Source organism: Streptomyces sp. NPDC050535, from assembly GCF_044457665.1.
Taxonomy (GTDB): domain Bacteria; phylum Actinomycetota; class Actinomycetes; order Streptomycetales; family Streptomycetaceae; genus Streptomyces.
On record NZ_JBITHE010000001.1, the window covers coordinates 434,314 to 446,446 of the forward strand.

The 12,133-nt window shown below is 71.0% G+C and carries 10 protein-coding genes; all 10 read right to left on the minus strand.

What is annotated here, in order from left to right:
* Positions 1-16 precede the first annotated feature (16 nt).
* The 10 genes from ACIBLC_RS01805 to ACIBLC_RS01850 all read right to left on the minus strand — a co-directional run bounded on the left by ACIBLC_RS01805 (position 17) and on the right by ACIBLC_RS01850 (position 12,102).
* Positions 17-2,821: a beta-L-arabinofuranosidase domain-containing protein gene (locus tag ACIBLC_RS01805; protein ID WP_399208616.1), complete on the minus strand. Its 2,805-nt coding sequence runs from the start codon at positions 2,819-2,821 to the stop codon at positions 17-19.
* Between the two features lie 38 nt (positions 2,822-2,859).
* The gene (locus tag ACIBLC_RS01810) at positions 2,860-4,305 is read right to left on the minus strand and encodes a family 43 glycosylhydrolase (RefSeq protein WP_399208617.1); all 1,446 of its coding nucleotides are present in this window, start codon (positions 4,303-4,305) and stop codon (positions 2,860-2,862) included.
* A gap of 29 nt (positions 4,306-4,334) precedes the next feature.
* Positions 4,335-5,822: a family 43 glycosylhydrolase gene (locus ACIBLC_RS01815; RefSeq protein WP_399208618.1), complete on the minus strand. Its 1,488-nt coding sequence runs from the start codon at positions 5,820-5,822 to the stop codon at positions 4,335-4,337.
* Between the two features lie 183 nt (positions 5,823-6,005).
* A complete protein-coding gene (locus ACIBLC_RS01820) occupies positions 6,006-6,839 on the minus strand; it encodes a heme ABC transporter ATP-binding protein (RefSeq protein WP_399208620.1) in 834 nt (277 codons plus the stop codon).
* Positions 6,836-7,903: a FecCD family ABC transporter permease gene (locus ACIBLC_RS01825; protein ID WP_399209250.1), complete on the minus strand. Its 1,068-nt coding sequence runs from the start codon at positions 7,901-7,903 to the stop codon at positions 6,836-6,838. Before ACIBLC_RS01825 ends, ACIBLC_RS01820 begins: the two co-directional genes overlap by 4 nt.
* A 537-nt stretch (positions 7,904-8,440) precedes the next feature.
* A complete protein-coding gene (locus tag ACIBLC_RS01830; protein WP_399208621.1) occupies positions 8,441-9,115 on the minus strand; it encodes a heme oxygenase (biliverdin-producing) in 675 nt (224 codons plus the stop codon).
* A 208-nt stretch (positions 9,116-9,323) separates the two neighbouring features.
* Entirely contained in the window at positions 9,324-9,458 is a 135-nt protein-coding gene (locus ACIBLC_RS01835) for a hypothetical protein (protein WP_399208622.1), read from the minus strand.
* A gap of 113 nt (positions 9,459-9,571) precedes the next feature.
* A complete protein-coding gene (locus tag ACIBLC_RS01840) occupies positions 9,572-10,300 on the minus strand; it encodes an FAD:protein FMN transferase (RefSeq protein ID WP_399208623.1) in 729 nt (242 codons plus the stop codon).
* A gap of 1 nt (position 10,301) precedes the next feature.
* Positions 10,302-10,754 (minus strand): FMN-binding protein, encoded by a 453-nt coding sequence (locus tag ACIBLC_RS01845; protein WP_399208624.1) that lies wholly within the window; start codon positions 10,752-10,754, stop codon positions 10,302-10,304.
* Positions 10,755-10,764: 10 nt separating this feature from the next.
* Complete coding sequence (locus ACIBLC_RS01850; protein ID WP_399208626.1) at positions 10,765-12,102, minus strand: ferric reductase-like transmembrane domain-containing protein; 1,338 nt, start codon at positions 12,100-12,102, stop codon at positions 10,765-10,767.
* Positions 12,103-12,133 lie beyond the last annotated feature (31 nt).

The following is a 12,133-nucleotide window of genomic DNA, read 5'->3' on the forward strand; positions in this document are numbered from 1 at the left end:
GAAGGAGCACAGCGGCTCAGGGTACGTACGACGCGTTCTGGGCCGTGTCCACCACCCGCGAGCCGTCGGCGGAGCTGAGCAGGCCCGCGGAGACCCACGTGTTCACTACGCTCCGCACCTGCGAGACCAGCGCGGTCCTGCTGACGAACGGGGCGCCTGCCCAGATCTCGTCGAGGAGCGTGGTGCCGTTCGGGCGGGACGGGTTGGTGACGCCGGAGTCCGTGTTTCCGAAGGTCACGCGGGGTTCGGTGCGCCGGAAGTAGGCGTGGGTCGGGTCCTCGGTGCCCTCGGAGAACGGGGCGAACTCGCTGCCGTCGAGGGTGTAATGGAGGGGTTTGGCCGACACGGGGGTGAGGGTCGGCAGCAGGTCGCCGGAGAGGGCGGCGTTGCGATAGAGGCCGAACGGGAGGTAGGACGTGGCGCTGTTGCGGGCCACCAGGTTGACCGGGCCGTAGAACAGGGTCTGGAGGGACGGGTCGTCCAGGGCCTTCTCCACCCGCAGGCGGAACGGGACGCTCACGCGTACGACGTCACCGGCGCGCCAGGTCCGGGAGACGGAGAAGTAGCTCCCGGCGGCCGGAGTCCCGCTCACCGCGGCGCCGTTGACCGTCACCCGGAAACCGGCGGTCGCCCAGGACGGCACGCGCAGCCGGAGCTCGAAGGCGGCGCTGCCGCCCCCGACGGTGATCGTGGTGCCCTGCTCACGGGGGTAGTCCGTGGCCTGCGTGACGGTGACACCCTTCTCGGCCCAGTTCAGCGTGGTCGGGCTGTAGAGGTTGACGTACAGCGCGCTGCCGTTCGCCGTCTTGAAGTACACCGAGTCCTGGTACTTGGTGGCGCTTTCCATGCCCGTGCCCTCGCAGCAGGTCGTCCCCTGCTTCGGGGTGTAGTCGCGGACATGGCCGGGCGTCAGGCCGATGAAGTACGTGACGAGCGGCTTCTCCGCGTCCGCCCTGTCCTGCTTGGAGCCGAGCACCTGGTTGTAGAGGGCCCGCTCGTAGTAGTCCACGTACTTCGGGTCCTGCTCGTGGAGGAACAGCATCCGGCTGAGCTTGAGGAGGTTGTACGCGCAGCAGGTCTCGGCGGTGGTGTCGCTGATCGTTCCCGCGACGACCCCGCGGGCCCGCCAGAACTCGGCCGAGCTGGTGCCGCCGATGCCGTACATCCGTACCGGAACGACCATGCCCCAGAAGTTCCGCGCGGCCGTCAGATAACGCTGCTCGCCCGTCGCGTCGTACAGCCGCAGCAGTCCGGTGAAGATGGGGATGTGCTGGTTGGCGTGCAGGCCGTCGAGGGTGTCGGTGTTCGCGGCGCAGGCGTCGATGAGCTTGTCGAGGTCGAACAGGCGCGCCAGCGCGAGGTGTTCGGCCTTTCCTGTGAGCGCGTGCAGATCGCAGATCGCCTCGACGATGCCGCCGAACTCGCCGCTGGAGAAGATGCCCCACATACGTTGCAGGGTGGCGTCGGGCAGCTTGGAGAGCCGCGAGTACATCCAGTCGCACAGGCCGGAGGCCAGGTCGAGGGCGCGGGCGTCGTCGACGTGCAGATACGCGTCCAGCAGACCGCGGAGGATCTTGTGCGCGGTGTAGTAAGGCGCCCACACTCGGGTGTAGTCGCCGCTGGTCATCGACTCCAGCGCGATGAACTGCGTCTCGGGGTAGGCCGCGAGGAACCCGGGGTGGCTGGGCGCACCCCAGGTGCGGCGCAGGGTGGCGGTCAGGCCTCGGCCGGAGCCGTCCGCGAAGCTGCCGCCGGTGGTCTCGTCGAAGGCGTACGAGGCGAGATTGCCGCGGCCCGAGGACGAGTTGGCGGCGGACACGGATTGCAGAGCGGTGATCTCGGCGGAACTCAGCGCCCTCGACCAGGCGTTGAACTCGTCGTAGACGCCCGCGAACACCGGGTCGCCGGCGAAGTTCGAGCGGCCGAGCCAGTTGTTGGCCAGGGTGCCCAGCGCCGCCGGGGTGAGGGTCAGCGCGGTGCTCCGGGCGACGGCCGCGCCGTTGACGTACAGCGTGCCGGTGGAGCCCGTGAGCGTCACGGCCAGATGGCTCCACTGGTTCAGCGGCAGCGCGGCGGTGCCGTTGAGGCCCTGCTCGCCGCCCGGGCCGCTCGTCGTGATCGCGAAGCGGGGTACGCCGGTCGCGTTGCGCGCCGCCAAGTACATATAGCGGGTGGTGTCGTTGCCGAAGTCGAAGACCCGGGTCCAGTCGGCGTCGTGGGTGGGCTTCACCCAGGCCGACAGGGTGATCGCGGAGGCCCCGCCGAGCACGCCGGCCGGCAGATCGACGTACTGGTGGGAACCCCGTACGTTCTCCGCGCCCCGGCCGAACCTCCCGGACACGCCGAGCACCGCCGGGGCACTCCGCAGGGCCGCCCGAACCTCGGTCAGCGCCCCGGTCATGGCGCGGACCTTGTCGGCGTACGTCTGCTCCCCGGTGCTGCCGTACGCCTGCGCGAGCATCGTCAGGAAGTGCCCGGTGTAGTGGCCGCGCAGGTTGCCGTTGGCCTCCCCGTCGAGCCCTTCCCAGCCGCCGGGGGCGACCGCTCCACCGGTGGACAGGCCGGCGTTCGCGCGGAACACCTGGAGCAGCCGGTTGACGTCGTACCCGCGGCCGTGGTCGAGCATCAGCTGCCGCTTGGCGGCGAAGACGCCCTGGCCGAGCTTGACGTCCTTGAGCTCGAAGGGCCGGAGCGTCCAGGCGGCCGGTGCGGGCAGCGTGGCGGCCGCGGCCCGGCCCGATCCGGCGTGGGCGAGTACCGGTGCCGCCGCGGCCAGCGCCGCGCTCTGGAGCAGGAACCGTCTGGAAAGGTGCGGAGCCATGCGTTCCTCGTCTCTGCGGGGGTGAGGTGCGAACAGGGCTACTCGGCGTAGAAGGTCGCGTCCTGCCGGTCCAGGGCCGTGCTCACCGGCTGGAGTTGGACGAGGTTGGCGTAGTGCCGGAGGTAGCGGCCGGGGAAGTTGTACGACTCGAACGAGACGCCGGTCGTGGTGTCCGCGAGCCCCGCGCGCCGCTGGAAGGAGGCGTCGGACCGGAAGGCCGTGGTGCCGTCGTTCTTCTCCACCCACAGCTCGTAGTTCTTGTGGCGGAGGTAGTAGCCGGGGAAGTTCGCGGACTCGAGCGAGACCGTGCTGCTGCCCGCGAGACCGGTCACCACCCGGAACTGCGAGTCGGCGAGGTTGGTGACGTTCGCCTCGAGCCTGGCGCGGAACTCCCAGTGCCGGATGAACCGGTCCGGGTAGTTGTAGGACGAGAGGCGGACCGGGGTGAGGCCGTCGGCGACCGGGATGCCGAAGTTCGGTGTGCCGTCCGCGTTCCAGTACAGCTTCTGGTAACGGGTGCGCCGGTTGGGGTCGTTGAGCGGATCGCCGGTGATGTCCTTGTAGTTGCGGTCGTGGTAGACGAGGACGTCGCTCCTGCCGTCCTCGGACGTGGTGAACGTGTTGTGGCCCGGCCCGTACTGGCCGGTGGCCGCGTTGCTGGTGAAGACCGGCGTCGAGGTCTTGGTCCAGGCGGCCGTGTTCGTCAGGTCGGCCGAGGCGGAGGCGGTCAGCAGGCCGAGGCAGTAGTTGCTGTCGGTGGCGCTGGCCGAGAAGGTCATGAAGACCTTGCCGTTCCGCTGGATGACCGCGGGCCCTTCGTTGACGGTGTGACCGATCGTCTCCCAGGCGTTGGTGGGCCGCGAGATCATGGCCGGACTCCCGCTGATCGTCCATGGGTTGGACATTCTGGCGAGGTAGATGTTGGTGCCGTCGCCGACGGCCGGGTCGTTCTGTGCCCAGCTCAGATAGCGGGTCCCGTTCACCACGAACGTCGTGGCGTCGAGCGAGAAGGTGTCCAGCGGCAGCGCGATCCGGCCCCGCTCGGTCCAGGTGCCGGTCAGCGGGTTCGCGGAGCTCGACTCGAGGACGTACGGCCGGATCTTCCAGATGTCGTTGGTGGCTCCGGCGGCGAAGTAGACGTACCACTTGCCGTCGATGAGGTGGATCTCCGGCGCCCAGATGTGGGCGCCCATCTCGCCGCTCGCGTGCTTGGTCCAGATGGTGGTCTCGGCGGCGGTGGACAGGCCCTGGAGCGTGGTGGCGCGGCGCAGCACGATCCTGTCGTACGCGGGGACGGTCGCCGTGAAGTAGTAGTAGCCGTCGGTGTGTCTGAAGACGTGCGGGTCGGCGCGCTGCTCGGCGACCGGGTTGGTGAAGGTCACGGCGGGGGAGGCCGGGGCGGCGGCGTGGGCGGGGGTGGCGGTGGTGCTGACGGCCAGGGCGGCGAGGCCCGTCAGCACCGCCCGTCGGCTGGGACGGCTCATGGAGGTACTCACTCCTGGGTCGGTGGTGGTCAGGCGGTCGTGGGCTGGAGGCGCCACTGCTGGCAGGTGTTGTTCAGCCAGGTCCACTGGCGCACGTCGGCGCCGTCGGCTGTCGAGCAGTTGGCGACGTCGGCGACCTTGCCGCTGTTGGCGTTGACGATCCGGACGTAGTCACCGCCGGTGTAAACAAGCCTGAACTGCTGGCAGTTGTTGTTCAGCCAGGACCACTGGCGGAGGTCGGCGCCGTCGGCGGTGGAGCAGTCGGCGGTGTCCGCGACCTTGCCGGTGGCCACGCTGACGAGCCGGCTGGTGTCGTTGCCGAGATCCTCGATCCGCCACTTCTGGTTGGCGCCGCCGCCGCACGTCCACTGGGCGATGTTGGTGCCGTCGGCGGTGCTACCGCCTGCCACGTCGAGGCACTTGCCGCTGTTGCGGTTCACCAGGGTGTACGCGGTCGGTGTGGTCGCCGTCTCGCCTGCGGGTCCCGGGAGGGTGGTGCCGGTCGCCACCGGGGCGCCGAAGTTCGGGGTGCCGTCCGCGTTCCAGGTGAACTTCTGTGCCCGCGTGGTGCGTCCGTTGCCGCAGCCGCCGCTCGCCGAGCTGTTGGCGTGGTAGACGAGCCAGTTCTCGTTGCCGTCCGGCGAGGTGAAGAAGCCGTTGTGGCCCGGTCCGTAGACCCCGGCGGCGTCGTTGCGCTGGAAGACCGGCGTCTGCTTCTTCGTCCAGGAGGCGGGGGAGAGCGGGTCACTGCCCGTCAGTTCCAGTTGCCCCAGCTTGTAGTCGGCGGTCTGGCAGTAGCTCGCGGAGAAGGTCAGGAACGTCCTGCCGCCGTGATACAGCGGTTCGGGGCCCTCGTTGACCGGGGCGCCGGACGTCTCCCAGCTCAGTGTGGGGCTGGAGATCACCGTGAAGGCGGAACTGCTCAGGGTGTACGGGTTGCTCATCGGCGCGATGACGAGGCTCTGCGTACTGCCGTTGACCGAGCCGCTGCCCACCAGGTAGAGCCTGCCGCCGTGTTCGAGAACGCTGGCGTCGATCAGCCAGCCTCCGGGGTTCAGATTGGAGCCGGTGAGACTGTTCTTGTAGGTGTACGGGCCCAGCGGGTCGGTGCCCGCGCTCTCCAGGACGTGGGTGCGCTGGGTGTCGCAGCAGGCGGCTCCGCTCTGCGCGCCCGAGTAGTACAGGTACCACTTGCCGTTGAGGAAGTGGATCTCCGGTGCCCAGAAGTTCGCGTTGCGGCCGGAGGTGGTGTCCGACCACACCTGGACGCTGGGCGCGGTGGAAAGTCCCGCGAGAGTCGGGGACTTGCGCATGGTCAGCTCGTTGGTGAACGAGGTCGTCACCAGGTAGTAGTTGCCGTTGTAGTACTCCAGCCAGGGGTCGGCGCCCTTCTGTGCCTTGACCGGGTTGGTATACGGCCGTCCCTCGGCCGCGGTCGCGGGCTGAGCTGTGACCAGTGACGCGAGGAGGGCCAGCAGTACGGCTCCCAGGGCGAACCAGTGACGGGTACGGAACACGGCAAGTCCCCTTTGACGGCCGGAATGTTCGACATTTCGAACGCTGTGCGGAGGTCCGACCAGAAGATAAGTTTCCGACAAGGACACGTCAACGCTTCCGACACGTTTCGCTCCCGTTCGACGAACTCGCCCGCCCGGGCTGTCCTGAACCCCGTGCTCCGGACGGCGAGTTGAGCCCCTTGCTCAGAGCGTGCGATCGGGCAGGACGAGCGGCGCGCCGGTGCGCGGGTGGGGCAGCACCTCGACGGGCTGGCGGTAGACGCGGGTGAGGAGCCCGGCCTCGAAGACCTCGGCCGGGGGCCCGTCGGCGGCGGTGCGGCCGTCGTGCAGGACGGCGACGCGGTCCGCGTACGCGGCGGCCAGGCCCAGGTCGTGCAGGACGACCACGACGGCGTCGCCGGCCGCGGCCCGCTCGCGGCAGACCCGCAGGACGAGTTCCTGGTGGCGCAGGTCGAGGGCGGCCGTGGGTTCGTCCAGGAGGAGCAGCGGCGTGCGCTGGGCGAGTACGCGGGCCAGCGCGACCCGGGCCTTCTCGCCGCCGGAGAGCGCGGAGAAGGGGCGGGCGGCGAAGCCGGTGGTCTCGGTGGCGGCCTGGGCCTGGGCGACAGCGGCGTCGTCCTCGTCCTCGCGCGGTGTGCCGGCCCACGGGGCGCGGCCCATCCGTACGACCTCCTCGACCGGGAACGGAAAGGCGAGCGCGGCGGCCTGCGGCAACACCGCTCGGCGCAGGGCCAGTTCGGCGGGCGGCCAGTCGCGGGCGGCCCGACCGCAGATCCGTACCTCGCCCTCGTCCGGTGCCAGGTCGGCGGCGAGGGCGGCGAGCAGCGTGGACTTGCCCGCGCCGTTGGGGCCGACGAGGGCCAGCACCTCGCCGGTCCGGACGGTGAGGTCGATGCCGGTGAGGACGTCGCGGGAACCGCGCCGCACCCGGAGGCCGCGTGCTTCGGCGATGGTGCTGCCGGGCTCGTACGGCTCGGGAAGCGAACGGTGCCGGGTGACGGCGAAGAGGGATCTCATGCCCAGCCTCCTTGCGTACGGCGGGTGCGGCGCAGCAGCCAGAAGAAGACCGGGCTGCCGAGGAACGCGGTGAGCACGCCGAGCGGGAGTTCGGCGGGTGCGGCCAGGGTGCGGGCGGCCAGGTCCCCGGCGAGCAGGACGACCGCGCCGCCGAGGGCGCTGCCCGCGATGAGGAACCGGTGCCCTGGACCCGCGGCCATCCGCAGCAGATGCGGGACGACCAGGCCGACGAAGCTGATGATCCCGGAGACCGCGACGGCGGCGGCCGTCAGGAGCGCGATCACCAGGACGAGGACGAGGCGCAGCCGTTCGACGTCCACGCCCAGGTGCCGGGCCGGGCGTTCGCCGAGGGAGAGCAGGTCGAGGCGGCGGGCGTACAGCGGGGCGGCGGCCAGGCCCAGGAGGGCGCACGGCAGGACGGCGAGGACCTTGGGCCAGGTGGCCTGCGAGAGGGAGCCGAGCTGCCAGAAGGCGATCTGGTTCACGGCGGCGGTGTCCGCGAAGAAGATGAACAGGCCGATCATCGCGCCCGCGAAGGCGTTGACGGCGATGCCGGTCAGGATCAGCGTGACGACCTCGCTGCGGCCCCCGGACCGCGACATGCCGTACACCAGCAGGACCGTGGCGAGTCCCGCGACGAACGCGGCGGCGGAGACGGTCCAGTTGCCGAGGAAGTTCAGCCCCAGCGAGATGCAGCAGACGGCGCCGACGGCCGCGCCGGAGGAGATGCCGATGACGCCGGGTTCGGCGAGCGGGTTGCCGAAGACGCCCTGCATGAGCGCGCCCGCGCAGCCGAGCGAGGCGCCGACGAGCAGAGCGAGGACGATGCGGGGGAAGCGGACGTTCCACAGCACCGACTCGGCTACCCGGTCCAGGGAGGCTCCGCCGAGTCCGGTCCGGTGCTGGATCGAGCCGAGGACGTCCCCCACCGGAATGGGGTAGGCACCCAGCGCGCCGGAGGCCAGGACGAGGGCGACGAGGGCGACGATCAGGCCCGTGGTCAGCAGCCAGGCCGCGCCGCGCCGGCGCCGGGCGGGGGGTGCGGGCTCGGCGCCGGTTCCCAAACCGGGCTCCGCGGCAGTCCCCGCCCCGGGGCCGGTCCCCGCGGGCTCGGTCCCGGTTCTGGGCCCCGGCCCGGCGGCTTCGCCGGACTGCGCGGGGGTGTCGAGGGCGGTCACTTCGCCTCCTGGCTTTCGTGGGCGTCGTAGAGCTGGTCACTGATCGGTGGGGGATGGGGCGCCCTGGCCGGCAGCCCCGGAGTCCTCGACGCCGGCGCCGACGGGCCCGGAGCCCAGCCGACGATTCCGCCGGTACGCCTACTCCGGCGCCCGGCCGCAAGCCCCTTCGGCCGGACGGCCCGTACGTTCTCGGGCGCCCGGCCCCAAGTCCCTTCGCCCGGCGGGCCGTGCGCGCTCCGGGGGCCGGTCTCAGCCCTTCGGTGGGACGGCCCGGACGTGTTCCGGGTCCGGGCTCAGGCCCTTCGGCCGAGTGACCCGGAAGGTGTTCCGGGGCCTGGTCTCAAGTCCTCGGCCGGGGCCCGTACGCGCTCCGGGGCCCGGCCCCAAGTTCCTCGGCCCGGCGGATCCGTGCGCGCTTAGGCCTCAGGCGGTAGGGCGGAACTCCTCGCCCAGTTCCCGGAAGACCGCGCCGTTGAGGACGAAGGCCCGGTTGCACTCCTCGATGACGCGCTGCTTCTCCCGGTCGTCCACGGCTATCGCGTCGAGCAGCGCGCGGTAGTCCCGCTTGAACTCGGCCGGGTTCGCGACGCCCTCGAAGACGTAGAAACGCACCCCGTCGCCCTTGCGGGCGAAGCCCCAGGTCTTCTCCGCCGTGCCGCGGATGATCTGGCCGCCGGAGAGATCGCCGAGGTAGCGGGTGTAGTGGTGCGCGACATACCCGGCGGTCCACGTCCGCGCGCACTCCTCGACCCGCGCCGCGTACTCCAGCGTCGCCGGCAGCGCGCTGACCGTCTCGCGCCAGTCGGAACCCCGCAGATGCGCCAGGTCGCGCTCGATCTCCGCCACCCGGAAGAGCTCGGGCCGGATGAACGGTCCGGCCACCGGGTCGTCCGCGAGCGCCTCGGCCGAGGCTTCCAGGGCGCGGTAGACGTACCAGAGCTGCTCGGTGTAGCGCGCGTACGCCTCGACGCCGAGCCGGTCGCCGAGCAGGTCGCTCATGAACCCGGAGTTCTCCGCCTCGGTGTGCTGGTCGTGCGACGCGGTGCGGATCAGCACCGAGAACGGTGTCGCGTCGGCGGTGACGGCACGGGCATTCAAGGGGACCTCCAGGACATGGAAAAGCACAAAAGGGAGCAAAAGGCTGCGCAGAAGCGAGTGGCGGCCACACGTGATGCCGCGCCGACAGCTCAGATAATCCTTCTTAGGCTTACCTAAGTCAACCTGTTGCCGACAGCCTGTCGGCAACGGCACGGACGGAGGCGGCACCGACGGCGGCGACGGACGCCGGGACCAGCGGCACCGGCGCCTAGACGAGTTCCGGTTCCGGTTCGACCACCTCGGGCACGACCACCACCGGCGGCAGCCTCGCCTCCACCGGTGTCACCGTCCTGGGCATGCGGCGCTGGCCGCGCTGCTCACGGTGGGCGGCTGGTTCGTCCACCGGCGCGCATAGGCCGGGGGAGCGGACACCCCGTAGCGCTACGAGTACGAGGGCTCCCCGCAGAACGCGGGGAGCCCTCGTACTCGTAGGAACAGCAGGCGACTTGGAGTCTCTCAGGCGGCGACCGGCAGATTCGGGCTGCGGAAGACCCGGTGCTCGGCGTCGACCGCGAACACCTCGCAGCCCTCCCGCGCGGCGGCCCACCCGACACCCTCCGCGCCCATCGCGAACGCGGCGGTCGCCGTGGCGTCCGCCTCGGTCAGCGACGGGGCCACGACGGTCATGCTGAGCAGTCCGGTCGCCGGACGGCCGGTGCGTCCGTCGACGATGTGGTCCCCGCGTTCGTACCGCGCGGACGTCGCCACCGCGCCGTCGGCGATCTCCAGCACCGCGCACAGCCGGTCGGCCCGCTCGGGGTGCCGGACGCCCACCCGCCACGGGCCGCCCGCCGAGGCCACGTCACCACCGGCGTTCAGGCAGAACCTGCGCGTTCCGCGCGCCGTCAGCAACTCCGCGGCGCGCTGCACCGACCAGCCCTTCACGACCGCGCAGGGGTCCAGTCCACGACCGGGCAGCCGCACCTGGAAGGCGCCCAGGGTCGCGACCCGGTAGTCCTCGCACAGACCGAGGACCTCGGCCAGATCGGGGCTGAGATCGTGCGGTGCCAGCTCGCCCCGGTCCAGCCGGGACACCTCGCTGTCCGGCTTGAACGGGCTGAACCGGGCGTCGACCTCGCGCAGCCAGGCGAACACCGCGTCCGCGGCCTCCCCCTGGGTGTCCCCGTCCCCGTCGTCGATCCGCAGCGACACCGGGAACCCCATGACATGCTCGACCCGCCGCACGTCAGGCGCCCTTCGAGTCGATCGCGGCCTGGAGCGACTCCTTGTAGCCGTCGCTGGTGATAGTGGCACCGGACACCGTGTCGATGTCGGCGCTCTGTGCCGCCAGGGTCTCCTGGATCAGGACCGGCACGGCGGCGGTGGTCTGCGGATGGTTGGGCTGCAGCAGCATCCGCACGGAGGCGATCTCGTCGCCCTCGAAGGTCACCTCGACCCGCACGTCACCCTTCTCGGTGGCGACGGTCGAACCCGCGACGACCTTCGTGGAGGTGCCGGAGGACGCGGCTGACTCGGAGGGGTCCGCCGAGGGGGATCCCGAGGAGGAGGACGCGGAGGGTGTCGGGGCGGGCGCGGCGACCTCCGTCGCGGCGGACGACGTGTCGGCGGACGGTTCGTAACGCCACACCGTGATCAGGCCCAGAGCGGACAGGGCGACGACAGGCAGTACTCGCTTCACGGTGTTCCCCTCATCCGGCCAGGCTGAAGCGCTCGGAATGGATCTGCGGTTTGGGCACACCGAGCTCGCGCAGGGTGCGCAGGACAGCGCCGGTCATACCGGGCGGGCCGCACACGTAGACGTCCCGGTCGGCGATGTCGGGCACGACCTTGACGAGTTCCGGGGGCGCCAGCCGGTCGGGCACCGGCGGTCCGGTGACCAGGTGCAGCTCCGCGCCCCTGACGTGGGCGAGCTCGCGCAGTTCGTCGTAGAGGACGGCGTCCTGGTCCCTGGCGACCCGGTAGATGAGCACCACATGGCCCTGGAGTTCCTCGAGGAGCGCCCGCATCGGGGTGATGCCCACACCGCCCGCGATGAGCACGGCGTCCGGCCGCGTCCGGTGCATCGTGGTGAAGGCGCCGTAGGGGCCCTCGGCGAAGACCCGGGTGCCGACCTTCAGATGCCGCAGGGCGGCGGTGCCGTCGCCGGCGGTCTTCGCGGTCAGACGCAGGGTGCGGCCGTCCGGCGCCGCCGACAGCGAGAACGGGTTGGCCTGCCACCACCGGTCCCGGGTCAGGAACCGCCACAGGAAGAACTGGCCCGCCCGGGCGGGCAGCCGGTCCAGGTCGCGGCCGGTCATGTAGACGGACACGACGTTGTCGGACTCGGGCACCACGGCCGAGACCCGAAGCTGGTGCCGCAGGTTCCGCCACAGCGGGAGCACCACCCGGCCCAGGAACACCGAACCGAGCGCCGCGCCCCACAGGCCCCACCAGTACGCCGTCGCGGTGGACGAGGTGGTGAAGGTCGTACCGACCCCGACCTGGTGCGTGAACGCCAGCACCACGGCCACGTACGTGTAGAGATGTATGAAGTGCCACGTCTCGTACGCCAGCCGGCGCCGGGCGAACCGCGCCGACACCGTGCCGATCCCGAGGATCAGCACCAGCGCGACGACCGCCCGCAACACGCCCTCGACGGTCTCGGCGAGGTTCACCAGCTGGTCCACCGGGCCCATCGACGAGGACTCGGCATAGCCGAAGGTGATGAACGTGGCATGCCCGAGGAGCGTCCACAGCAGGCCGAAGCCGACCCAGCGGTGCCAGGAGGTCAGCCGGTCCATGCCGATCCGCCGGTCGAGCCACGGCAGCCGGGCGACGAGCAGCAACTGGAACGCCATCAGAAGCGCGCCGTACAGCCCGCACAGCCGCCCCAGCAGGATCAGGGCGTTCGTGTCGAGCGGGGACTGGAGGAAGAAGACGGCCACCACGCCCACGTTCACGGCCAGCAGGGCGTACAGGCCCGCTCGGGCCACCACCTTGGGCCGCACCGCCGTGGGGGGCGGCTGGAGTCGTTCGACAGTCGTCACGGACGGGAGCTCCTCGTTCGGGTCCGGGGAT

Coding starts and splice junctions, on each gene's coding strand:
- ACIBLC_RS01805 (WP_399208616.1), bottom strand. CDS start 2,821: ATGGCTCCGCACCTTTCCAGACGGTTCCTGCTCCAGAGCGCGGCGCTG.
- ACIBLC_RS01810 (WP_399208617.1), bottom strand. CDS start 4,305: ATGAGCCGTCCCAGCCGACGGGCGGTGCTGACGGGCCTCGCCGCCCTG.
- ACIBLC_RS01820 (WP_399208620.1), bottom strand. CDS start 6,839: ATGAGATCCCTCTTCGCCGTCACCCGGCACCGTTCGCTTCCCGAGCCG.